The organism is Oceaniglobus roseus (assembly GCF_002869745.1).
GTDB classification, from domain to species: domain Bacteria; phylum Pseudomonadota; class Alphaproteobacteria; order Rhodobacterales; family Rhodobacteraceae; genus Oceaniglobus; species Oceaniglobus roseus.
The window spans coordinates 1-22,580 of the sequence record NZ_PNOS01000054.1 but is presented as its reverse complement, the minus strand read 5'-3'; the positions used below and the strand labels follow the sequence as shown (position 1 = coordinate 22,580).

26 protein-coding genes and 1 pseudogene are annotated in these 22,580 nt (G+C 69.3%); 12 read left to right on the top strand and 15 right to left on the bottom strand.

The genetic code is table 11. The annotated features are described in order from the left end of the window. Both A7B20_RS19740 and A7B20_RS19735 read left to right on the top strand, forming a co-directional pair. Positions 1-412: DUF6504 family protein (locus tag A7B20_RS19740; protein ID WP_342747284.1), on the top strand; the 412-nt coding region annotated here is incomplete at its 5' end. 212 nt (positions 413-624) lie between these two features. Beyond that, a complete protein-coding gene (locus tag A7B20_RS19735) occupies positions 625-972 on the top strand; it encodes a DUF2794 domain-containing protein (RefSeq protein WP_102110303.1) in 348 nt (115 codons plus the stop codon). A gap of 69 nt (positions 973-1,041) precedes the next feature. Here the strand turns inward: A7B20_RS19735 and A7B20_RS19730 are convergent, their stop codons facing one another. From A7B20_RS19730 to A7B20_RS19720, 3 genes are all read right to left on the bottom strand, one after another. Next, on the bottom strand, positions 1,042-1,884 hold the full coding sequence (locus A7B20_RS19730; RefSeq protein WP_102110302.1) for a C40 family peptidase: 843 nt from the start codon (positions 1,882-1,884) through the stop codon (positions 1,042-1,044). Continuing rightward, positions 1,881-3,260, bottom strand: coding sequence for a leucyl aminopeptidase family protein (locus tag A7B20_RS19725; RefSeq protein WP_102110301.1), 1,380 nt, complete (start codon positions 3,258-3,260; stop codon positions 1,881-1,883). The genes A7B20_RS19730 and A7B20_RS19725 overlap by 4 nt, the downstream gene beginning before the upstream one ends. Before the next feature lie 79 nt (positions 3,261-3,339). Next, on the bottom strand, positions 3,340-3,729 hold the full coding sequence (locus tag A7B20_RS19720) for a hypothetical protein (RefSeq protein ID WP_102110300.1): 390 nt from the start codon (positions 3,727-3,729) through the stop codon (positions 3,340-3,342). Between the two features lie 201 nt (positions 3,730-3,930). Here A7B20_RS19720 and A7B20_RS19715 point away from each other — a divergent pair, with 201 nt between their 5' ends. Then, positions 3,931-4,578 carry a carbonic anhydrase gene (locus A7B20_RS19715; RefSeq protein WP_102110299.1) on the top strand — a complete coding sequence of 216 codons (648 nt, stop codon included), beginning with the start codon at positions 3,931-3,933 and terminating at the stop codon, positions 4,576-4,578. A 29-nt stretch (positions 4,579-4,607) separates the two neighbouring features. Here the strand turns inward: A7B20_RS19715 and A7B20_RS19710 are convergent, their stop codons facing one another. The 4 genes from A7B20_RS19710 to A7B20_RS19700 form a co-directional block, all read right to left on the bottom strand. Continuing rightward, on the bottom strand, positions 4,608-4,799 hold the full coding sequence (locus A7B20_RS19710; protein ID WP_102110298.1) for a hypothetical protein: 192 nt from the start codon (positions 4,797-4,799) through the stop codon (positions 4,608-4,610). A 32-nt stretch (positions 4,800-4,831) separates the two neighbouring features. Further along, a complete protein-coding gene (locus tag A7B20_RS21370) occupies positions 4,832-5,005 on the bottom strand; it encodes a hypothetical protein (RefSeq protein WP_157937737.1) in 174 nt (57 codons plus the stop codon). A gap of 663 nt (positions 5,006-5,668) precedes the next feature. Beyond that, a complete protein-coding gene (locus A7B20_RS19705; protein WP_102110297.1) occupies positions 5,669-6,691 on the bottom strand; it encodes an aspartate-semialdehyde dehydrogenase in 1,023 nt (340 codons plus the stop codon). Positions 6,692-6,788: 97 nt separating this feature from the next. Then, a complete protein-coding gene (locus tag A7B20_RS19700; RefSeq protein ID WP_102110296.1) occupies positions 6,789-7,739 on the bottom strand; it encodes a LysR family transcriptional regulator in 951 nt (316 codons plus the stop codon). A 183-nt stretch (positions 7,740-7,922) separates the two neighbouring features. On the opposite strand from A7B20_RS19700, the gene A7B20_RS19695 reads away from it, so the two are divergent. From A7B20_RS19695 to A7B20_RS19685, 3 genes are all read left to right on the top strand, one after another. Further along, a complete protein-coding gene (locus A7B20_RS19695) occupies positions 7,923-8,357 on the top strand; it encodes a cupin domain-containing protein (protein WP_245867139.1) in 435 nt (144 codons plus the stop codon). 48 nt (positions 8,358-8,405) lie between these two features. Beyond that, complete coding sequence (locus tag A7B20_RS19690) at positions 8,406-8,783, top strand: hypothetical protein (protein ID WP_102110295.1); 378 nt, start codon at positions 8,406-8,408, stop codon at positions 8,781-8,783. 66 nt (positions 8,784-8,849) lie between these two features. Then, positions 8,850-9,101, top strand: coding sequence for a hypothetical protein (locus A7B20_RS19685; protein ID WP_102110294.1), 252 nt, complete (start codon positions 8,850-8,852; stop codon positions 9,099-9,101). A gap of 190 nt (positions 9,102-9,291) precedes the next feature. Here A7B20_RS19685 and A7B20_RS19680 read toward each other — a convergent pair whose 3' ends face one another. Beyond that, the gene (locus A7B20_RS19680) at positions 9,292-10,593 is read right to left on the bottom strand and encodes an MFS transporter (RefSeq protein WP_245867137.1); all 1,302 of its coding nucleotides are present in this window, start codon (positions 10,591-10,593) and stop codon (positions 9,292-9,294) included. 82 nt (positions 10,594-10,675) lie between these two features. Between A7B20_RS19680 and A7B20_RS19675 the strand changes: the two genes are divergently transcribed. The 6 genes from A7B20_RS19675 (at position 10,676) to A7B20_RS19650 (ending at position 14,619) form a co-directional block, all read left to right on the top strand. Then, positions 10,676-11,287: a ribonuclease D gene (locus A7B20_RS19675; protein ID WP_102110292.1), complete on the top strand. Its 612-nt coding sequence runs from the start codon at positions 10,676-10,678 to the stop codon at positions 11,285-11,287. A gap of 112 nt (positions 11,288-11,399) precedes the next feature. Then, positions 11,400-12,026 (top strand): LPS export ABC transporter periplasmic protein LptC, encoded by a 627-nt coding sequence (gene lptC / locus A7B20_RS19670; RefSeq protein WP_102110291.1) that lies wholly within the window; start codon positions 11,400-11,402, stop codon positions 12,024-12,026. Positions 12,027-12,046: 20 nt separating this feature from the next. After that, positions 12,047-12,544 carry an LptA/OstA family protein gene (locus tag A7B20_RS19665; protein WP_102110304.1) on the top strand — a complete coding sequence of 166 codons (498 nt, stop codon included), beginning with the start codon at positions 12,047-12,049 and terminating at the stop codon, positions 12,542-12,544. Next, positions 12,544-13,302 carry an LPS export ABC transporter ATP-binding protein gene (lptB, locus tag A7B20_RS19660; RefSeq protein WP_102110290.1) on the top strand — a complete coding sequence of 253 codons (759 nt, stop codon included), beginning with the start codon at positions 12,544-12,546 and terminating at the stop codon, positions 13,300-13,302. The genes A7B20_RS19665 and lptB overlap by 1 nt, the downstream gene beginning before the upstream one ends. Positions 13,303-13,533: 231 nt before the next feature. Beyond that, positions 13,534-14,109, top strand: coding sequence for a ribosome hibernation-promoting factor, HPF/YfiA family (hpf, locus tag A7B20_RS19655; RefSeq protein WP_102110289.1), 576 nt, complete (start codon positions 13,534-13,536; stop codon positions 14,107-14,109). 45 nt (positions 14,110-14,154) lie between these two features. Next, positions 14,155-14,619: a PTS sugar transporter subunit IIA gene (locus tag A7B20_RS19650; RefSeq protein WP_102110288.1), complete on the top strand. Its 465-nt coding sequence runs from the start codon at positions 14,155-14,157 to the stop codon at positions 14,617-14,619. 16 nt (positions 14,620-14,635) lie between these two features. Here A7B20_RS19650 and A7B20_RS19645 read toward each other — a convergent pair whose 3' ends face one another. From A7B20_RS19645 to A7B20_RS19615, 7 genes and pseudogenes are all read right to left on the bottom strand, one after another. After that, positions 14,636-16,048, bottom strand: coding sequence for a nodulation protein NodH (locus A7B20_RS19645; protein ID WP_102110287.1), 1,413 nt, complete (start codon positions 16,046-16,048; stop codon positions 14,636-14,638). A gap of 4 nt (positions 16,049-16,052) precedes the next feature. Further along, entirely contained in the window at positions 16,053-17,750 is a 1,698-nt protein-coding gene (locus tag A7B20_RS19640) for a DUF5927 domain-containing protein (RefSeq protein WP_102110286.1), read from the bottom strand. Next, positions 17,747-18,757: a glycosyltransferase family 2 protein gene (locus A7B20_RS19635; protein ID WP_102110285.1), complete on the bottom strand. Its 1,011-nt coding sequence runs from the start codon at positions 18,755-18,757 to the stop codon at positions 17,747-17,749. The genes A7B20_RS19640 and A7B20_RS19635 overlap by 4 nt, the downstream gene beginning before the upstream one ends. A 45-nt stretch (positions 18,758-18,802) precedes the next feature. Further along, the gene (locus A7B20_RS19630; protein ID WP_102110284.1) at positions 18,803-20,023 is read right to left on the bottom strand and encodes a glycosyltransferase family 4 protein; all 1,221 of its coding nucleotides are present in this window, start codon (positions 20,021-20,023) and stop codon (positions 18,803-18,805) included. Then, positions 20,004-21,008, bottom strand: coding sequence for a UDP-glucose 4-epimerase GalE (gene galE, locus A7B20_RS19625; RefSeq protein ID WP_102110283.1), 1,005 nt, complete (start codon positions 21,006-21,008; stop codon positions 20,004-20,006). The genes A7B20_RS19630 and galE overlap by 20 nt, the downstream gene beginning before the upstream one ends. Before the next feature lie 10 nt (positions 21,009-21,018). Then, positions 21,019-21,912, bottom strand: coding sequence for a UTP--glucose-1-phosphate uridylyltransferase GalU (galU, locus tag A7B20_RS19620; RefSeq protein WP_102110282.1), 894 nt, complete (start codon positions 21,910-21,912; stop codon positions 21,019-21,021). A 129-nt stretch (positions 21,913-22,041) separates the two neighbouring features. Next, positions 22,042-22,580, bottom strand: a pseudogene (locus A7B20_RS19615) (glycosyltransferase family 2 protein); the annotation flags it as partial.

Below are 22,580 nucleotides of genomic sequence, written 5' to 3'. Positions count from 1 at the left end.
CCTCGGCGCGCGGATCGGGCTGGAGCGGATCACCCGCCGCCATCCCGCCGACAGCCACCTGCCCGAGAAGTCGGCGCTGACGCTGGCCGCCGCCTGGTCCGCCCGCGCCCCGGCCTGGCCCGCGCCGCCCGTGGTGCGCCCGCTGCTGCTCTGGCCGCCCGAGCCGGTCCACGCGCCGGAGAGGCCCCGCTGCCCCGAGACCTTCCGCTGGCGGCGCCGCAGCTTCGCGGTGATCGATTCCGAGGGGCCCGAGCGGATCGCGCCGGAATGGTGGCTGGACGACCCCGAGTGGCGCTCGGGGCTGCGCGACTACTGGCAGGTGACGACGGAACAGGGAGACCGGCTGTGGCTGTTCTTCGCCCACGGCGCGGCGCTGTCGCCGGGGTGGTTCTGCCACGGAAGCTTCGGCTGAGGACATCGGGAGGGTTGGCCCCGGTGCCACGAACTGGGTGGGGGCAAAGTTACCGCGGCACCGGGGTAGCGTTCCTACGCTATGGTCCTGTTGTGACGCTCCAATCGGGCGGCCACGGGACCGCGCCGTGCTGCTTTCGGGACCATTGCAAGGCAAAGTCGGGGCGGCGCCGGGGGATTGCCTTTGCGCGGCGCTGCGGGCAAGCTTCGCGGATGACCGTGCTGACGCCCACCCCCTTTCCCGGCCGTCCCGACCCGAACGAGAGGGTCGCCTTCGACCGCCGGGAACTGGGCGAGATCCTGACCCTCTACGGACGGATGGTGGCGGCGGGCGAATGGCGGGACTACGGCATGTCCTTCCTGAAGGACGTCGCCGTGTTCTCCGTCTTCCGGCGCACGGCGGAAAACCCGATCTACCGGATCGAGAAACGCCCGAAGCTTCGCGGGCGGCAGGGAATGTACGCCGTGATCGGCATGGACGGGCAGATCCTGAAGCGCGGGGGCGAGCTGAGGACGGTCCTGCGGGTGTTGGAGCGGAAGTTGATCCGGGCGGTGGAGTAGGCTTTCCTAGGACGGGACCGGGGCTCTGCCCCGGACCCCGGAGCTTTTGAACAAAGAAGGAGCCAGGCGTCAGGCCGGAAGGCGGCGGCGGGCGAAGGGGCGGGTGCCCTCGGCGGCCTCGATGCGACCGAGGGCATCGGCGAGGGGTTCGTACATGGTTGTCATGTAGCCGCCGTTGGCGTGGAGGATCGTTTCGGGGTCCGACACCAGCGCGACGTGGCCCTTCCAGAAGATCAGGTCGTTCCTCTGCAGCGGGGCGTCGTCGGGCAGCAGGGTGCCGACGGTCCTCGCCTGCTGGTCGCTGTCGCCCGGGCAGGGGATGTGCGCGGCGAGGCAGGCGGCCTGGACGAGGCCCGAGCAGTCGATCCCCGCGTCGCTGTTGCCGCCCCAGAGGTAGGGCGTGCCGAGGAACAGGGCGGCGCTGGCGGCGGGGTCGGGCATGGGCCGGTCGAGCGGGAGGAGATGGCTGCGGTGGACGAGGCCCGTGCCGCCGCCCCATCGGACCGCGGCCCACTTGCCGTCCGCGTCGGTGACGCAGAGCTGTGCGCCGAAGGTCAGCCGGTGCAGCGGCGGCTGCTTCATCCCCGCCTCGGGGTAGATGTGGGAGGCGCGCACGGCGAGGCGATGGGTGGGCGTGACCGGAGCGGCCAGCGCCGCCTCGCGGACATAGCCGCAATATCCGTCCTTCCGGCCCTGCACGAAGGCCCAGCCGTCCCGCCGTTCGTAGACGTCGAGCAGGTCGCCGAAGATCGCCTGCCGGTCGAGCGCCCCGCCCGGCGCGGCGTGCAGACCGGCAGTGAAGGTCGCGACCTGGGCGGAATCGGCGGCGACGAAGCGGTCGGCCTCCACCTGCCCTTCGAGATGCAGGGCGGCGACGCGGCCGTTGGCGGGGGTGTCGCGCCGGTCGCTCACGCCTTCACCAGTCCCGGCAGCGCCTCGAGGATCGCCCGGGCGCCCATGCCGACGCCGCCCTTGGGACGGGCCGGGGCGGCAGAGGGCTGCCAGGCGTAGATGTCGAAGTGGACATAGGGCGCCGGGGCGAAGCGGCGCAGGAACAGCGCCGCGGTGATCGAGCCCGCCATGCCGCCCGAAGGTGCGTTGTCGAGATCGGCGATGCCGGGCTCGATCATCGGCTCGTAGGGCGCCCAGAACGGCATCCGCCAGAGCGGATCGCGCACCTTCCTCCCGGCGGCAGAGAGGGCGGCGGCCACGGCCTCGTCGTCGCAGTAGAACGGCGCGAGGTCGGGGCCGACGGCCACGCGCGCGGCGCCGGTGAGGGTGGCCATGGAGATGGTGAGGTCCGGCGCGTCTTCCGCCGCCAGCGCCAGGGCGTCGGCGAGGACCAGGCGGCCCTCGGCGTCGGTGTTGTTGATCTCGACCGTCAGCCCCTTGCGCGAGGTCAGGATGTCGCCCGGGCGGAACGCGTTGCCGGCCACCGCGTTCTCGACCGCCGGGATCAGGACGCGCAGCCGCAGCGGCAGCTTCAGCGCCATGATCATGTGCGCAAGGCCCAGCACGGTCGCCGCGCCGCCCATGTCCTTCTTCATCAGGCCCATGGAGCTTCCGGGCTTCAGGTTCAGTCCGCCGGTGTCGAAGCAGACGCCCTTGCCAACCAGCGTGAGCCGCGGCCCCTCGCTGCCCCAGGTCATGTCGATCAGCCGCGGCGCGCGGGGGGCGGCACGGCCGACGGCGTGGATCATGGGGAAGTTGTTCTCGAGCAGGGCGTCGCCGGTGGTGACGGAGACCTCCGCGCCGAAGCTGTTCGCAAGCCGGCGCGCCGCCTGTTCCAGCTCGTCCGGGCCCATGTCGGAGGCGGGGGTATTGACCAGGTCGCGGGTCAGAGCCTCGCCCGCGGCGATGGCTTCGAGGCGCGGGGCATCGCAGCCCTCCGGGGCGACCAGCGTCGCCTTCGGCGCCTCGGCTTTGGCGTAGCGGTCGAAGCGATAGCCGGCCAGCAGCCAGCCGAGCGCCGCCTCGTCCCGCGCCTCGGGCTGCAGGTCCGTCGCGATGCGCCAGGCCCCCTCGGGTAGCCGGGCACGGGCGCCGCCCAGCAGGAAGCGGTGGCGCGGCGCCTCGGCGGCCTTGCCGAGCCCGACCAGCGCCATCGCCGCGCCGCCCTCCGGTCCCGGCACCAGCAGCACCGACCCCGCGGCGGCGGTGAAGGCGTTTGCGGCGGCCCAGGTCCGGACAGCCTCGGGCTGGTCCGCCACCCACGCCTCGAACCGCTCGGAGGTCAGCAGGTGGATCGGGCGGGCGGTGTCGGTGGCGGGGGCGAACACGAGGGACATGGGTGGCGCTTTCTCAGGCTTCGGATGGGCGGCACCCTAGCCGTCCCGCGCCCGCCCGCAAGCCCCTGTCCCCGGCGGGTCAGACGATCTGGTCCTGAAGCTCCCAGATCGCGCCGAGCGCGCCATTGCCCAGCCGCACGAGGCGGGCAACGTTCGCCGCCAGCGCGGTGCAGTCCGTCGTGGTGGACAGGCCCGCAACGGTGCGGGCCACCCGCGCCAGCCGGTCGAGATCGAGCGAGGCCGCGATCCGCCCCACCGTGCAGGCGGCTTCGCGCAGGTCGTGGAAGCGGTCCTCGCGATAGGCTTGGGCGACCCGCGACAGCGCCAGCGCCAGGTCCTCCAGCGCCTCGCCCATGGTCGTGCGCGCAAGGGCGCAGCCGTCGCTTCCCCGCAGCGCCAGCAGGGCACCGGGGTTGATGCCGCAGCCCTCGCGGGGCGTCAGGGCGACGACCTTCTCGACAGTATTCATGGCTTCCCCTTTCCGCCCCGCGCCGGTCTCTGTCACCGGTCCCTGAAGATTTCGTTTCCCAACACGCCGGGCCTCGGTCGCGTTCCCCGCGCCGGTGCCGCACCGCACCCCGCCGGGGCGCGCCGCGGGCCCGCCAGTTTGATGTTTCGCGCGCTCCGGTGCTGGGCTAGACAGGCGCGACGGGCCGAAGGAGAACGCACGATGAACCATGTTCGACCGCTGCCGAGCTACCTGGTCCAGCGCTATCACGGCTGGAAGGCGACCTCCTACGACGAAAACAAGGCCTGGTACCGCCGCCTGGCCGACGAGGGGCAGCGGCCCCGCGCCATGGTGATCGCCTGCTGCGACAGCCGGGTGCACGTCACCTCGATCTTCGGCGCCGAGCAGGGCGAGTTCTTCATCCACCGCAACATCGCCAACCTCGTGCCGCCGCACCTGCCCGACGGGCAGCAGCACGGCACCTCGGCGGCGGTGGAATACGCCGTGAACGCCCTGAAGGTGTCCAATGTCATCGTCCTTGGCCACTCTTCCTGCGGTGGCGTCCAAGGCTGCTATGACATGTGTTCGGGACGGGCGCCCGAGCTGGACGAGAAGAGCAGCTTCATCGGCCGGTGGATGGACATCCTGCGCCCCGGGTTCGAGGATCTGCCCGAGGGCGACGACGACCTGCGGCGCACCGCGCTGGAACAGGCGGCCGTGCGGATCTCGCTCGACAATCTCATGACCTTCCCCTTCGTGGCCGAGGCCGTGCGCCAGCAGCAGCTGAGCCTGCACGGTCTCTGGGCCGACATCCGCGAGGGCGGTCTTCACGCCCTCGATCCGGTGACCGAGCAGTTCAAGCCCCTGTGACATGGCGCGCGCTCCGGTGACGGCGCCGCTCAGCCGATGACCTGGCCAAGCGCGAGACGGCGGTGGCCCATGCGGACGCGGTAGTCCGAGAGATGGGCGATGGTGCTGTCGGGCGCGGCGGCCACGGGCGCGGTGCCGCAGAACATGTTGGTGCGCGAGCGCTGGAGCAGGTTCAGCGCGTCGAGGCGGCGGTCACGGGCTTTCTTCAGCAGGTCGGACATGGCGGTTCTCCTTCGAAACGGTGTTCTGGTGGTCAGATCGACGGGCGCGAGGCCAGGTCCTGCGCGAAGATCGCGGCGATGTCCTCGCGGCTGATCCGGACACGACGCGGCAGCGGCTGCGATTGCGGCTGCGCCGCGCTGCGGAAGGGGAAATTCCCCATGGCGGTCAGGACGCGGTTGATCGGTGCGAAGGTCTTGTGGCCCATGGTATTCATCCCGTCGGGCCCGGGGCCGCGCAACGCGCTGACCGCCGGGCATCAAGTGGCTGTTGTTCCGTGAGATCTGCCGACCCGCGCATCGGGCGGGTGGCGGGCTGCACCAGTTCGAGTGCCGCGCTGATGGTGGCGACGTGCCACCAGGGCGAAGGGTCTGGCCGGTATCGCCTCGGCTGGGCACCCCTGCCCGCCTTGGCACCGTGTCCGCGCCTTCGCGCCTCTTCCCCTCATCCCGGATCCTCTCCGGTTGATGGGAAGCTTGTAGCATCAAATGGATTTCCGGGCAGTTAAGAAACAAGTTTCAAGGATCGGCGCCGTGTTAACCGTCAGACCAAGTCATTGTTCTTTCTCGCATTTACCGGAAAGCAACCAAAAGAAAGGCTGTTGGGGGGCCGTTTTCCCGGCAGAACGGGCCAACTTTAACCGGTTCTTCACCTCTTGCCCCTCGCGCGATTTACCAATGGCAGGCCGGAGGCCGCACCGCCTTCACCATGTCGGAGGGCGCGCGGCCCGGAACGGGGCAGGAGGTGGCAGGGGCGACGGGGAGAATCGCGCTCACCGGGGCGGCGGAGGCGGCGCAGGGAATCGGCGAGGGGAGCGGGATGGCGGGCCGAGGTCCGGCAGCAGGGCGGGGTCCTGCCCCGCCCTCACGGCTCAGCCCTTCTGAAGCACCCGGTTGCCCAGAAGTTCGGCAATCTGCACGGCGTTCAGCGCCGCGCCCTTGCGGAGGTTGTCGGAGACGCACCAGAAGTTCAGGCCGTTGTCGATGGTCGAGTCCTCGCGGATGCGCGACACGAAGGTGGCGAAGTCGCCGACGCATTCGATCGGCGTGACGTAGCCGCCGTCCTCGCGCTTGTCGACGACCATGATGCCCGGCGATTCCCGCAGGATGTCGCGCGCCTCGTCGGCGTCGAGGTGATCCTCGGTCTCGATGTTGATCGACTCGGAATGGCCGACGAAGACGGGGACGCGGACGCAGGTGGCCGTGACCTTCACCTTCGGATCGAGGATCTTCTTCGTCTCGGCCACCATCTTCCACTCTTCCTTGGTCTCGCCGGAGTCGAGGAAGACGTCGATGTGGGGGATCACGTTGAAGGCGATCTGCTTGGTGAACTTGACCGGCGGCTTCTCGTCCGTCGGGTTGTAGATGCTCTTGGTCTGGTCCCACAGCTCGTCGATGCCGGCCTTTCCGGCGCCCGAGACGGACTGGTAGGTGGAGACCACCACGCGCTTGATCGTCGCGCGGTCGTGCAGCGGCTTCAGCGCCACCACCATCTGCGCGGTCGAGCAGTTGGGATTGGCGATGATGTTCTTCCTGGCATAGCCGGTGATCGCGTCGGGGTTCACCTCGGGCACGATCAGCGGCACGTCGGGGTCGTAGCGGTAGAGCGAGGAGTTGTCGATCACCACGCAGCCCGCCTTCGCGGCCTTCGGCGCATAGGTCTTCGTCGCCTCCGAGCCGATGGCGAACAGCGCGATGTCCCAGCCGGCGAAGTCGAAGGTGTCGAGGTCCTTCGTCTTCAGCGTCCGGTCGCCGAAGCTGACTTCGGTGTTCAGCGACTTGCGGCTGGCCAGCGCGGCGATGTCGTCGACGGGAAACTCCCGCTCGGCGAGGATGTTCAGCATTTCGCGGCCCACGTTGCCCGTGGCCCCGGCGACGACGACTTTGTAACCCATGGGGGACTCCTTGACCTTCGGCGCCTGATAGCGCAGCCGCCGCGGTTGCGAAAGGGGTGCTTCGGTCAGGAAATGTGGGGTCCGCCATCGGTTTCGGTCATGGCCGGCCGTCCTGCGGGGCGTCGAGCGGCGCCAGGAGGTCGGCGATCAGGGCGCGCAGCCAGCGGTGGGCGGGGTTCTGGGTCGACCGCTTGTGCCAGAACATTACCAGGTGCGCCTCCGGCACCGGCATCGGCGGGCCATAGACGGCAAGGCCCATGCGCGGCGCGAAATGGTCGGCAAGCTGCGCCGGCATCAGGGCGATCAGGTCGCTTTCCGCCACGGCGCGGGCGACGCCGGTGAAGAAGGGCATGGTCATCACCACCCGGCGCTGGCGTCCGACGCGGGCCAGGGCGGCGTCCCCCATGGCGCTGAGGTTGCCCTCGGGTGAGAACAGGACGTGGCCGAGGGCGCAGAACAGGTCCAGCGGGATTGTGCCGCCGGGGGCGATCCCGGCGGCGGCGATCCGGGGATTGCCGGTGCGCGCGATCACCGAGAACGGCGAGGTGAAGACCGCCTGGTGGTCGGTCCAGTCGGGGAAGGTGGTGCTGGGGATCAGGGCAAGGTCGACCTCGTAGCGTTCCAGCGTGTCGATGTAGCTGTCGGGGACGAGATCGACCAGTTGCACCCGCATCCCCGGAGCGCGGGTCTGCAGGGTGTCGGCGAGGCGGGGCATCAGCATCTCGGCGAAGAAGTCGGAGCCGGAGATCTTGAAGCTCTGGTCGCTGGTCAGGGGGTCGAACCGGCTGGGCTGGGCCAGCACCGTCTCGATCCGGTCCAGCGCCGCGCGCAGGGGCAAGGCGATGGAGACGGCATAATCGGTCGGGATCAGCCCGCCGCCCTTCCTGAGGAACAGCGGATCGCCCAGCGCGTGCCGCAGGCGGCCGAGGGCGGCCGAGACGGCAGGCTGGGACAACCCCAGGCGTTCGCCCGCGCGCACGGTGGAGCCTTCGCGCAGAAGCGTGTCGAGGACGCGGAGCAGGTTCAGGTCGAGCGTCGCGAAATTCATGGGATGGATAGATATCATATCATCAATCGATTTCCCTAATTCGAAATTTGGTGCTCTAACGCGGGTACGGCGCCACGGCACCGGATATAACCCGATACATTTCAATGACCTGCCGCGCGCAGGGCCCGGACTGCCACGGCGTCCGGCGGGCGGCGCGCGGCCATTCATCCGAGGAGGAAAATCTTGTACGACCAGACCGAAGCAGCCGAGCGCCACACCTGGCTCGGCGTGACCTATCGCACCATCGTCGGCGGCCCCGGCGCGCCGGTCAGCGTCACCGAATGCGAGATGCCGCCGCTGTCGGGCCCGCCGCGCCATGTCCACCACGCCGAGGACGAGACCTTCGTCGTGCTCTCGGGCGCGGTCGAGATCTGGGACGAGGGCGTGACGCGGCTGCTGAAGGCGGGCGAGGCGGCGACGGTGATGCGCGGCCGCGAGCACACCTACCGCGTGCCCGCGGACGGCCCGGCGCGGACGCTGGTGATCCTGACGCCCGGAGGGTTCGAAGGCTTCTTTTCAGACATGGCCAGGGGGCAGTTCCGCATCCCCGAGGACGTGGCGGCGATCGAGGAGAGCGCCGCGCGCCACAACCTGAGCTTCACCGGCCCGCCGCTTTGAGGGCGGTCCGGTTCTCTGCTTGCTTGTTGATTTGAAAGGTAGGATTCGATGAGGGGTATTCCGTTTCTGTTTCTGCTGACGGCGGCGTTGCTGCTGGTCGTCGGCATGGGCTGGGGCATCCAGATGTCGGCGAGCGGCGACCACAGCCTGTCGCCCGCCCATGGCCACCTGAACCTGCTCGGCTGGGTCGGGATGGCGGTGTTCGGCTTCTATTACGCGCTGACGCCGGCGGCGGCGGCGGGATGGCTGGCCAGGGTCCATTACGGGCTGGCGCTGCTGACCGTGGCCGTTCTGGTGCCGGGGATCGCCATGGCGATCGGCGGCTCGGGCGAGGTGCTGGCCAAGGTCGGCTCGGTTCTGGCGGTGGTGACGATGCTGACCTTCATCGGCGCGCTGCTGCGCCACGGGGTCGGGCGCGCCGCCTGAGCGGCGTTGGCGCGGGCCCGCCGCATCTGCTAGGCTTCCCGCGTCCGGCGCGGGAGGTTTGGCAGGATGGACTGGATATTCTGGATCGGCGGCGGAGCCCTGGTGGCCTACGTCGTCTGGGTGATGTTTTCCAGCAATCTCGGGCCGAAGAAGCTGCGCGGACCGGGCAGCGGTGCGCCGGGGTACTGGTACGGCGGGGGCTGGTACGAGGGGCACCGGCGCGGCGGCAATGACGGGCAGGGCCATGGGCACGGGCACGGCGCGCACCATGACTTCGGCGGCGATTCGGGCGGCGGGGACGGCGGTGGCGGCGACTGAACGCGAAGAGGCGCGGCGCGAGCACCGCCTGCGGCTGGCGGTGTCGCTGGCGGGCTTCGCGCTGATGCTGGTCGCGCTGCTCTATCGCGGGGTGCCGCGGGGTCCGGCGATCTTCGAGGTCGTAGGCATGGGCGGGCTGTTCTTCGGCGGCTCGGCGGTGTTCAGTTTCCTGAAGCTGCGGGCGCTGTCCTCAGATGCCGCGGCGCCGCGCGGTGACGGCGAGGATCAGGAGGCAGGCCAGCCCGGCGGCGCAGTAGGCGCCGAGGATCAGCCGGATCGTGCCATGGGACAGCGTGTCGGTTCCCCCGGCGACCGCTGAGGCCAGGAACAGCGTGGCGGCGAAGATCAGCCGCCCGGCGAGGCTCTGCACCGAAAGGAACGTGGCGCGCGTGCGGTCGTGCAACAGCGGCTGCATCCGCGCGGTGATGAACGGCCGCGAGAGCGAGACGGGCACCATCCTCAGCAGCAGGACCGCGATGGCGAGCGCGCTGCCGGTGGCGGCGAGCGTGGCGCTGATCGCGATCTGGAGCGCGAAGGCGACCAGCAGCAGCACGGTGAGGCCGAGGCGGACGCGCAGCGGCGTGGCGAAGAGCGAAGTGCCGAGCGAGACCGTCATCATCGCCGCGGTGACGGCGCCGCTGACCGCCGGGGCGCCCTGCCCCGCGCCGAGGGCGGCAAGGGCATCGGCGATGAAGGGCTGGCCGAAGACGAAGGGGATGTGGCTGAAGATGTACATCGCCACCGAGAGCGCGAAGAGCCAGGCGACGACCGGCTGCGCCAGGGCCGCGCGGATCTGCCCGAGGTCCGAAAGCGTCGGGCCCTCGTCGGGGCCGTGGCGGGCGGCGGGCGGTTCGGTGAAGCGGAAGGCGATGATCGCCATGGCAGCGAAGCCGAGGGCGCCCGCGAGGTAGGGCAGCGGCGGGTAGAGCAGCGTCATCAGCCCGCCCGCCAGCGCCGAGGCGGCGAGCGCGGTGAAGGCGAAGCGCCAGGCGCGCAGCTCCTGCCGCTCGACCTCGGCGGCGCGGCCCTCGGCGGCGAGGGACTGGTAGAGCAGCGCGGAATCGGTGCCCGAGACGAAGGCGGCGCTGGCCCCGATCAGCGCCTCGCCCACGGCGAAGGCCGCGAAGCTGTCGCCGAGGCCGATGAACAGCACCGCCGCCCCGCCCGCCAGCGCGGCGGCGAGCAGCGTGCGGCGGCGGCCCAGCCGGTCGGACATGTAGCCGGATGGCACTTCAAGCAGGGTCGAGGCGATGTCGTAGACGGCATAGAGCTGGATCGCGGCGGTGGCCGACAGGCGGTCCTGGAAATAGAGGAACCACACCGCCTGCCAGAACAGCAGCGACTGGCAGGCCCGGAACCACGGGTAGAGCGCCACGTTGCGGGCCATCGGGATGGACATGGGATCGGCGGCTCCGGCCTCGGGCTTCTCGGCTCCATTGACGCGGGCGGGGGCGGTGTTGTCCAGAGACGACCTGTCCCGACGCAGGGTCACGCGCGGCCTTCCGCGACAGCGATCCGCCATTGCCCGGTCCCGCCTCGCCCCCTAGAAAGACGCGCAAACCGCGGAGCATCCGATGACCAACACCCTCTACCAGAACGACCTGCCCGACGGGCTGGACCTCGGGCCCGTGGTGGCCATCGACTGCGAGACCATGGGGCTGAACCCGCACCGCGACCGGCTGTGCCTCGTGCAGATGTCGGGCGGCGACGGCAACGCCCACCTGGTGCAGGTCGCCCCGGGGCAGACCGGGGCGCCGAACCTGGCGCGGATGCTGGCCGATCCCAAGGTGCTGAAGCTGTTCCACTTCGGCCGCTTCGACATCGCGGCGATGTACCACGCCTTCGGCGCGCTGGCCGCGCCGGTCTACTGCACCAAGATCGCCAGCAAGCTGATCCGCACCTACACCGACCGGCACGGGCTGAAGTACCTGCTCCAGGAACTGCTGGAGGTCGACATCTCGAAATACCAGCAGCAGAGCGACTGGGGCGCGGCCGAGCTGTCGGCGGCGCAGCTCGACTATGCCGCCTCGGACGTGGTGTACCTGCACCGCCTGAAGGGCGAGCTGGACAAGCGGCTGGCGCGGGAAGGGCGGACGGAGATGGCGCAGGCCTGCTTCGACTTCCTGCCGACGCGGGCGCGGCTGGACCTGGCGGGCTGGCCCGAGATCGACATCTTCGCACATTGACCCTGCCCCGGCGCAGGGCGGGATGCCGCCTGCAGGCTTTGGATTGCGCCGCCCCCATACTACATTCGTCGGATCCTGTTCGGAATTCATCGCACCCAGCCGGAAGAACCCCGTGGCGGCCTACGACAACACCCATTCCCGCGTCGTCGCCTGGCTGAAGGTCGTGCTGCCGCTCGTGGCGCTGGCGATCCTGTCCACCCTGTTCCTCGTCTCCCAGCGGCACGAACCGACCGGATCGCTGCCCTATACCACGGCGCGCAACTCCGAGGCGCTGCGCGAGCAGTCGATGATCGGGCCGAACTATGCCGGGGTCACGACCGACGGCGCGGCGATCAGCCTGGATGCCGAAAGCGCGCGTCCCGGCACCGGCAGCACGGTGGTGGCGCAGGGCCTGACCGGGGCGATCCGGACGCCGGACGGCGGCACGCTGGACCTGGTGGCGGCCAGCGCCGACGTGGACACCGCCGCGCGCAGCGCGGAGCTGACCGGCGGCGTGAAGATCGAGACCTCAACCGGCTTCACGCTCGACACGAAGGCGCTGACCGCGTCGCTTTCCGAGACCTCGGTCGTGACCGAGGGCGCGGTCGAGGGGCACGGCCCCATGGGCCGGATGAGTGCCGGGAAGATGGAACTGCGCCGCGAGACGGCGGAGGGTCAGGCGCCCGCCTACGTTCTGCTGTTCACCGACGGCGTGAAGCTGGTATATCAGCCGCCAGCGAACCAGGGGGACCGGCCATGAAGCACGGCGTAATCGCAGCGATGATCCTGGGCCTCGGCCTTGGCGGCGGCATGGGGGCCGTCCCGGTGATGGCGCAGAACACCAACATCGCCTTCGGCGGGTTGAAGCACGACAGCAGCCAGCCCGTCGAGGTGTCGTCGGACAGCCTTGAGGTGAACCAGGCCGACGGATCGGCGTCGTTCAAGGGCAACGTCGTGGTGACCCAGGGCGAGATGAAGATGACGGCGGCGCTGATGACCGTGCTGTATGCCCAGGGCGGACAGGGCGGCGGCAGCCAGATCCAGAAGATCAACGCCTCGGGCGGGGTGACGCTGGTCAACGGCAGCGAGGCGGCGGAATCGCAGGAGGCGGTCTATTCGCTGGACACCGGCACCGTTGTGATGACCGGCGACGTGCTGCTGACCCAGGGCGCCACGGCACTGTCGTCGAACCGGCTGGTGATCGACCTGAACGCGGGCACCGGCACCATGGAGGGCCGGGTGAAGACGGTGTTCCAGACCGGCACGAACGGCAACTGATGGCGGCACCCCACCTCACCGTGTCCGAGGGGACAGGCGGGCTGAAGGTCTCGCACCTGCGCAAGAGCTATCGCAAGCGGCCGGTGATCCGCGACGTGTCGCTCGAGCTCGGGCGGGGCGAGGTGGTGGCGCTGCTCGGGCCGAACGGATCGGGCAAGACGACCTGCTTCTATGCCATCGCGGGTCTCGTGCAGGCCGAGGGCGGGACCGTCGCCATCGACGGGCGCGACGTCACGACCCTGCCGATGTACCGGCGCGCGAAGCTCGGGATCGGCTACCTGCCGCAGGAGATGTCGATCTTCCGGGGGATGAGCGTCGAGGACAACATCCTGGCGATTCTCGAGATCTCCACGCCGAACCGCGACAGGCGGCGCGAGCGGCTGGAGCAGCTTCTGGCCGAGTTCTCGATCGCCCACCTGCGCCGCACGCCCGCCCCCGCGCTTTCGGGGGGCGAGCGGCGGCGGGTCGAGATCGCGCGCTGCCTGGCCTCCAATCCCTCCTACGTCTTGCTCGACGAACCCTTCGCGGGCGTCGACCCCATCGCGGTGTCCGAGATCCGCACGCTGGTGGGCGAACTGAAGACGCGCAACATCGGCGTGCTGATCACCGACCACAACGTGCGCGAGACGCTCGGGATCGTCGACCGCGCCTATATCCTGCACGACGGCCACGTCCTGATGAGCGGCACCAGCGACGAGGTGGTGCGCGACGAGAACGTGCGCCGCGTCTACCTTGGCGAGGGCTTCAGGATCTCCTGAACGTCCGGGCCGCGACGCGGAAGCCATTGACAGGACGGCCCCATACAGCGCCAAATGGTCCAATGGCAGAGACGACTCTTTTCGTTCGCGGGGGGTTCGGGACCGGATATCCCCTTGTCAGATCGCCGAACGGGCGCCTGATCCTGCCGGAATTTCGTCCAAATTCCCCGATAGCGTCCTGCATCAGCGCAGGCGGTGGTCGGGGACGGTCCCGATCATCCAGGAGGTGAGATGCAGTATCAGATCAGCGGCAAGCAAATCGACATCGGGGATGCCCTGCAGACCCATGTGCAGACCGAGATCGAGACGATCATCGGCAAGTATCCGGGTCGCCCCACGGATGCGCTGGTGGTGTTCTCGAAGGACGGGCACGAATTTGTCTGCGAGACCGTTGTGCATCTGTCCACCGGCCTCACCGTGCAGGCCAAGGGCCGCGCGCCCGAGATCTATGCCTGTTTCGACAGCGCCGGCGAGAAGATGGAAAAGCAGCTGCGCCGCTACAAGCGCCGATTGAAGGATCATCACAAGGAGCGGTCACAGCCGGTTGAACTCTCGGGCGCCTCTTCGTATATCCTCGCCGCAAGTGAAGGGCAGGACGAGGAAGAGCCGGAAACGCTCCAGCCGATGATCATCGCCGAGATGGAAACGAAGATTCCACAGCTGTCGGTGGGTGAGGCGGTGATGCAGATGGAACTGGCGGGGGCGCCCCTGCTTGTCTTCCGCAACGAGCGTCAGGACACCGGCGTGAACATCGTGTACCGGCGCGATGACGGAAACATCGGGTGGATCGACCCGAATCCCAGATAGGACGCAAGGGCCCGGAAGCGGCCCGGCAATCAGCAGCAGGTGCCAATGCAACTCTCCAAGATCCTCAGCCCCGACGCGATCCGCGTGGTGGGCGCGATGAGCAGCAAGAAGCGCCTGTTTCACGAACTGGGCGAGCTTGCCCACACGGTCCACGGCCTTCCGGCCGAGCGCACGATCGAGGCGCTGATGGAACGTGAGACACTTGGCCCGACCGGCGTGGGACACGGCATCGCCCTGCCCCACGCCCGCCTCGACGAGGCGGAGGCGGTCCGGGGCCTGTTCATGCGGATCGAGAAGCCGATGGAGTTCGGTTCGGCCGACCGTCAGCCGGTCGACCTGGTGTTCGCGCTGTTCGCTCCCGCCTCGGCGGGGGTGGACCACCTGAAGGCGCTGGCGCTGGTGTCGCGCACCATGCGCGACCAGAGCCTATGTGCCAAGCTGCGCGCCAACGACGATCCGGCGGTGCTGCACACGCTGCTGACCGAAGCCCCGGCCAGCGCGGCGGCCTGACCCCGCGCCGGGCCGCTCAGGCCCAGCCGCGGAAGCCGAACATCATGTAATCCTTCTGGTACACGTAGCGCACGGCGGATTCGACGGCGTCGTCGTGGATCAGCGACAGGGTCGCGTCCTGTTCGGCCGGTCCGGGATGCGGCGCGGCCAGCCCCACCTCGGCGGCGAGCGCGGCAAGGCCATCGGCCAGCCGCTCCTCCCGCAGCACGGCGTCGGGCAGCATCACCTGTGCCATGCCCTGCAGCACCACCGATTGCGAGGCCCAGGAAGGGTCGACCCGGATCGAGGTCTGGTTGCCGAGGTTGCCCTTCACGAAGGCCAGGAAGGCGAGGAAGGCCGAGCGATGCTCGTTCGGGCCGAAATCCGGGCCCGGCTCTCCCTCCGGCAGCGGGACGGCGTACTGCGTGCGCAGCGTCTCGCGGATGTCGGCAAAGCTTTCGGGGCCGGTGGACAGGATGTGACGGCGGAAGGTGTCGTGGATCCGCGCGACCGGGTGGCGGATCACGGTGAAGCTGCGGTGGCCGGGGTGTTGCCGCTTCCACTTCCTGAGGTCCTTCTGGGTCATGTCGCCGGTCTGCGGCGGCGTGCCGTCGAGGGCGGCCAGCCAGGCGGCGACGCGCGCGGACGGACCGCCGCGCACCGGCATGAACAGCAGCGGCGCCTTCGCCGCCCGCACGAAGCCAGGCACCCCCGCGCCGCGCCGCGGCTCGAAATTGGGGGTGCGGTGCAGGCCGAAATGGTCGATCGAGGACAGCGCCCGCTCCATCACCTCGTAATTGGCCACCTTGTCCCGGAGCGCGCCGGGGTTCTGCACCTTGGTCTTGCCTGACAGCTGGTCGAGCCGCCCGGCGACGCCGAGAAAGGCCAGCAGCCCGTTCACGATCTCGAGGTCGTTGATGTCGTCGTAGCCGATGTAGAAGGCGGTCTGCCCGCTGACCTGGAGGGCGCGCAGGATCTCCTGCTGGAACGCCTGCACCCGGTCGAGGTGGCGGGCGAAGTGATCGGCGTCGAAGGTCATCTGCGCCGTCCTGGCCTGCTTCAGGTCGCCAAGCCGCCACTGGTTGGTCTGCCGCGCGATTTCGAGGCTGACGTAGCTGTCGAGCGGATTGCGCGTCAGCACCACCTTGGCGCAGCGGGGATCGGCCAGGCAGTGGCGCAGGATCCGCGGATCGTGGTCGTGGAAGAAGCGGAAGCCGGCAAGGCCCTGCGTCTTCGCGCGGATCGCCGAAAGCAGCGCCATCGGATCGGCCTCGCGCGCCTGCATCGTCACGCCCGCCATCTCGGTCTTCTTTGCATGGCCGACGAAGTGCGGATTGAACGCCTCGCCCCAGCAGCGCAGGCCGGGCACGAGGTTCAGGGTGTCCTCGAGAAAGTTCGATCCCGTGCGCATCTCGGCCAGCAGGATGAAGCCGTCGAATCTTCCGGTCATGTCGTCACTTCACGAGGTAGGGGCGGCGGGGTTTCGGGCTTGGCGCCTCGACCTCGTGGCCCGAGGGAAAATCGCCCATGAGATAGGGCTGCATCCCTTGGTTCTTGAGGTTCTGGAGGAACTGGCCGAAGCCGTCCAGATCCGCCATCTGCGGCGCCTCGGTCAGGCGGCGCTGGCCGCGGTGGCCGATCTCGTCGATGATCGACTGCAGGGGCTCCATCGGCGCCTCGACGAAATCGGCCATGGACCAGAGGCGCACCCGTGCCTTGGTCGAGATCCGGCGGAGCAGGTCCAGGTGTTTCGTCTCGATCTGCTGGAGGCGCGCGGCCTCCTTCCGGAGATCGCCGAAATTGCGGTTCGACCGGAACAGCGGCACCGCCCAGGCGCCGGTGATGACGGTCACGGTGGCGTTCGGATCGTCACAGAAGAACGCGGCTGCCGCCTGCCGGTCGCGCGGGCCGAACTGGAAGCACTGCCGCTCGCCCCGGGTGTTCCAGATCAGGTTGGTCAGGAAGGCCTTCGGGTTGTAGTCGCGCAGGGCGGCATCGGCGGGCAGCGCACCGGCATAGACCTTGCCGCGGTCGTGGAACTCCGCCCCCTCCGGCGCGAAGAGATGGCCGTGGACGCGGGCCCCGGTGGCGCGTTGCAGCCAGGTCTCGAAATCGTCGAACAGGTCACGGAACCCCTCGAACACCGAGTAGGGTGCGCAGGTCTTGCCGTTCTCCCAGCCGGGCCTGGGATAGCGGCTGCTGTTGTAGAGCCCCGCGCGACCCCGCGTGCGCCGGTCGATCGCCTTGGCGAAGATTCGGTCGATCTTGCCCGGGTTCGGCTCGGCCCGGTTCTGCTCGCCCAGCGTGTCGGAGAGGAAGGTGAGGTACAGCCGGTCCGCCCGCGGCCAGATCTTGCGCGCCACGAAGCAGTCCGACCGGCGCAGAAGTTGCAGGTGGTCGTCGTAGAAGATGTGCGGCTTGCCCTGGAAATCGAACTTCGACAGCGTCAGCGAACGGCTTTCCACCTTCTGCGAGTAGAGCCGCACGAGGGACTGGTAATAGCTTTCGTCCGGGATCCACACCCGCCGGAAGTAGCGTTCGTAGACGCCGCGCTTGGGATCTTCGAGGATCGCCGACAGGGTCTGGCGGGTCAGGCACCACCATTGCGACCCCATGTGCGGCGTCACCCCCTTCGGGATCCGGCGCTTGAACCCCACGGCGCGTTGCAGCCGCACGTAACCGTCGAACAGCCGCCGGTGACGCTTCCACGAGAAGGGAAAGCGCAGGGTGAAGCGTTCGCGGTCCAGCCCGCCGACTGTCCAGGGCACGTCCTGGGTGGTGACGCTTTCGATGAAGTCGGTGCGCGGACGGTCGGCGAGGTATCGCTTCAGCTCGTCCACCGGGCGCAGGGGCAGGCAGGAGCCGGAGGCGAGGTAGACGTGCCGCACCTCGGGAAACGCGCGCAGCATCACCTCGGCCCCGCTCTGCGAGGCGGCGACCAGCGACCATGTTCCCCAGTCGCAGGCATGGCGCGCGCAGAAGCGGACGTTGTCGCGATGCGCGAGGGCCGTGACAAGCCCGGCGTAATCGGCCCGCGAGACCCGCCTGTCGACGTGGATCACCACCGGGCAGCCCCGCGCCGCCCAGTGATCGGCCACCTCCGCTGCGCGGTGCAGCGCATCGTGGCACATCATCACGAAGCCCACGGTCATGCCCAGTTGCCCTTCGACATCAGGCCCAGGATCTCGAGCTGGCGCCAGTTGATGTACTTCTCGCTCCACTTGCACCAGAGGTCGGGGTCGTCCCGGAGCCCGGCGTGATAGGCCTTGTACTCGGCACTGTTGGCGAAGTGCTCCCGCCGCTTCAGCTCTTCGGCGGCCTTGACGCCGAGGGTGTCGAGGAACTTGGCGTGCAGCAGGATCCCGCTCGCCTTCTCGCCGCCGTACTCGTCGTAGACCAGGTTCAGTCCGCGCGGCAGCAGCATGTGGGTCGAGCTGACGTAGGCATAGCTTCGGTGCCACTTCACCAGCGGCAGCTTGTTCAGGGCCGGCGCGCGCTCGGGCTTGTCGTTCAGGAAGGCACGGGCGCGCGGGCCGCCCTGGATCCAGAGGTTGCCGTACCGGCCGTTGCGGCTGATCGCGTAGTTGCCGGCGTCGAACCAGGACGCGATGGCGAATGGATCCTCTCCCTCCAGGTATCGCTGCGCCGACAGCGGGCCCTTGGGGTACATGTCCAGCATCATCGTCCCGAAGGAGCGGATCGAGGACGCGTCCAGCCAGTCGGTCAGCGCCGGGATCGGCCGTGTGTCGCAGAACGGGTAGATGAAGAACTCGTCCACATCCACGGTCAGCGTCCAGTGGCCGTGCCCGTGCTGGCGCAGCAGCCAGTTGATCCAGTCCATCCCGAAGCGCGCCCGCTTGTAGCTGCCCTTCGTATGCCAGAGCGACACGTCCGGCTGGTCGGCGAGGTACTGCGCCGAGCCGTCGGCCGAGCCGTTGTCGACGATCAGGAAATGCCCGATCCCGAGGTCGCGGTAGTAGCGCAGGAAATAGGGCAGGCGGACGCGTTCGTTCCTGAGGCAGACGAAGCACAGCACATCGCGGCGGCCGATCCGCTCCAGCCTGTCGACCACCGGCTTCAGCTGCCGGCGCTTGCGGAAGGCGCGGATCAGCCAACGCTTGCGCTGGAGCCTCAGGCGGTAGGTGCTGACGACGCCCAATCGGGTTCCTCTGGTGCTGGCCCGTCGGGGCCGGTGCGATCCTGTTTACCGAAGCCGGTTCAAGACATGGTTGAAATGCGCCTCCCAGGTCGGCGGCTGTTCTGCCTGGGGGCGGATGCCGTCGCGCTGCGCTTTTGCCAGTCTTTTCACCTCGTTGCGCCAAGCGTACAGATCGGTCGCTTCTGCGTAAACGGGGAAGTCGCCCAGCACCTCCTGCAGGACGGGAAGTGGTGAACAGACCACAGGCGTGCCCAGTGCCGCCGCCTCGACCGGGGGCAGGCCGAAGCCCTCGGCGTGGCTGGGGAACAGCAGCGCCGCGGCGCCCTGCACCAGCGCCGCCATGCCGCCGTCGTCCAGCGTGCCTGTCTCGTGGATCCGCAACCCGCGCAGCGGCGATGCATCGAGCCGGGCAAAGACGGCCTCGTTGTTCCAGCCGCGCCGCCCGACGATCCAGAGATCGGGGATCGCCCCGGCCCCCTCCTCTGCCGCCATGCGGTCCCAGAGGTCGAGCAGCAGGGCGTGGTTCTTGCGCGGCTCGATGGTGCCGACGGCCACGAAGCGCGGACGCGCGGGATCCAGCGTCGCGGGCAGGGCGGACGCGTCCGGGCGGGGCGGATCGATGCCGAGATGGGCGGTGACGCAGGGCGGCACCCGGCCGAAGCCCGTGAAATGGCGCTGCACGTCGGCCTCGGTCTGGCGCGAGTTGCAGATCACCGTGTCGGCATGGGCCGAGACGGCGCGCATCCGCTTCTCGAACGCCGCGGGCGTGCCGGGACGCTGGTAGCCGGGGAAATCGAGCGGGATCGTGTCGTGGACCAGCACCGCGATCCTCAGTTCCGGCACCGATCTCAGCGCCCCGAAGGTGGCGGCGTCGAGGTTGCTGTGGCCGGTGTTGAGATAGAGCGTGCCCGGCGGCAGACCCCGCTGCGCCAGCGCACCAAGGCCGCGGCGCAGGCAGGTGGCGCGCGAAAGGCGGCGCACGTCGGCCTCGGCCCGGCGGCGCGCGGGGGCAAGCCTGCGGGACAGCTGGCCGATGATGTCACCCCGCCCCCACGGCGCCTGCCCCGCGATCCGCGCCCGCAGCGCCGCGGCGCCCGCACGGTCGAGCAGGGCGAAGCCCAAGGCGAGGCGGCAGAGCGCGAACAGCGGTTCGGGGCGCGCCAGCAGCGCGTCGAGATAGGCCAGCTCCACGCGGTCCACCCCGGTCGGCGGCCCGAGCCCGGCCCGGCTGACCAGCCGTGTCAGGTCAAGGCAGCGCGCGGTCACGCGACGGGCCGAACTGCGCGGACTCGTGCCAGCGCCAGGCGTCGGCGATCATCGTCTGAAGGTCCGACCGCCGGGGCTTCCAGCCCAGCTCCAGCTCGGCCCGGGTGCTGCCCGAGACCAGGGCGGTGCAGTCGCCGGGGCGGCGCGGGCCTTCGATGACGGGCACCTGGCGGTTGGTGACGGTGGCGGAGTACTCGACCACCTGCCGCACCGAGAAGCCGCGCCCGGTGCCAAGGTTGAACACCCGGCTGCCCTTGCCGTCCTGCAACCACTTCAGGCCCAGCACATGGGCATCCACCAGGTCGCAGACGTGGACATAGTCGCGGATGCAGGTGCCGTCGGGCGTGTCGTAGTCCGTGCCGTTGATCGTCAGCGCCGCCCGCTTGCCCTGGATCGCCTGGAGCATCAGCGGAATCAGATGCGATTCGGGATTGTGGTTCTCGCCCACCTCGCCGTCGGGATCGGCACCCGCGACGTTGAAGTACCGGAAGATGACATGGCGCAATCCGTGGGAGGCGCCGAAGTTCTCCAGCATGTCCTCGATCGCCTTCTTCGAGGCGCCATAGGCGTTGATCGGCTTCTGCGGACAATTTTCGTCCAGCATCACCCCGTCCTGCTCCCCGTAGGTGGCGCAGGTGGAGGAGAAGACGAAGTCCCTGCAGCCCGCGGCCAGCGCCGCCTCGATCAGGTTCAGCGAGCCGGTGACGTTGTTGCGCCAGTATTTCCCCGGATCGCGCATCGACTCGCCCACGTCCGAGAAGGCGGCGAAGTGCATCACGGCAACGGGGGCGTGGGCGGCGAACACCTCGTCCAGGCGCGCGCGGTCCAGAAGGTCGCCGCGTTCGAACGGTCCGAACTTCACCGCGGCCTGCCAGCCGGTCGAGAGGTTGTCGAGGCAGACGGGCGTGAAGCCTGCCTGCCGCAGCGCCTTGCAGGCATGGGAGCCGATGTATCCCGCGCCGCCGGTGACCAGCACCCTGTCCATGGCGCCGCCCCTACTGCGACGCGGCCCGGCTGGAGGTCAGGTCGTCGATATATTCGCCGAACTCCTCCTTCAGGTCGGGGCGCGACAGGCCGAAGGCAACGGTGGCCTGCAGGAAGCCGGCCTTCGAGCCGCAGTCGAACCGCTGGCCGTTGAAGCGCAGGCCGTAGACGCCGTCGGGCCCGTCGATCTCTGCCGCGATGGCATCGGTCAGCTGGATTTCGCCGCCCGCGCCCGACTTCTTGTCGTTCAGCCGGTTCATCACGTTCGGCGTCAGGATGTAGCGGCCGATCACCGCCAGGTTCGACGGCGCGGTGCCGGCCTTGGGCTTCTCGACCATGCCCTTGACCTTCACCAGGGTGCCGTCGTCCTCGGAGGTGTCGAGCACGCCGTAGGCCGACACCTTCTCGTCCGGCACTTCCATGGCGGCGACCATGTTGCCGCCCGTCTTCTCGTAGGCCTCGACCATCTGGGCAAGGCAGGGCTTTTCGGCCGCGATCACGTCGTCGGGCAGGATCACCGCGAAGGGCTCGTCCCCCACCAGCCGCCGCGCGCACCACACGGCATGGCCAAGGCCAAGGGCCTTGTGCTGGCGGATATAGGCGATGGCGCCGCTGTCCATGTTGGTGGAATCGAGCACGCCCAGCAGATCGGTCTTGCCCTTGGCCTCGAGCGCCGCCTCCAGTTCGGGCGCATAGTCGAAGTAATCCTCCAGCGCGGACTTGCCGCGCGAGGTGACGAAGATGAACTCGGTGATGCCGGCCGCGCGGGCCTCGTCGATGGCGTACTGGATCAGCGGCCGATCCACGAGCGTCATGATCTCCTTCGGGATCGACTTGGTCGCGGGCAGGAACCGGGTTCCCAGCCCGGCGACGGGAAAGACGGCCTTGGTAACCTTGCGCTGCATGGGGGCTCCTAGAATGTTCGTTCAACGAGAAATTGCATCACGGGCGGGCCGCGTCAAAGGTCCGGGCGGCTTTCACTCTCCGGCATGGTGCAAAACGGGTTTTCGACGGTCTTTGTCGCTTGTCCCACGTCAGCGGCTCAGTTGTCCACCCACGCCACGCAGGGGCGCGATGCGCGCGGCCTCGACTTCGGTCCGCGCCGCCAGGGTTGTGACCCGCACCAACGGTTCGTCGCGCCGCGCGCGCCCCCAGACCCCACCGGTCTGCACCCAGAGGCCCGTGGCGGCGAAGGCGACCCGGTGATAGAGCGCGGTGGGCGACAGCCGCAGCACCGTCACCACCTGGCCATCGGCGCGCAGTCGATTCGCGCGATCCATCAGGCCGGGCGTGCCATGCTGCCAGCCGGCGATCAGCGTCGAGCCCGGGGGACGCAGGCCACCCGGCATCGCCCTGAAGGACGTCGGCGGCGCGGGCGCAAGGGGGAGCACCGCGGCGCGGGTCGCGCCCACTTCCAGCCCGGCGGCGAGGCTCGCCATCAGGCGGCGCATCTCCCGGGGCTCGATCGCGCCCGCCACCAGCAGCCGGTCGAGGCGCGCGCGCTGCTCGGCGATCAGCGCGGCGCGGGCTTCGGCGCGTCGGGCGTGCGGCGTGTGGCGGGCCCAGAAGGCGG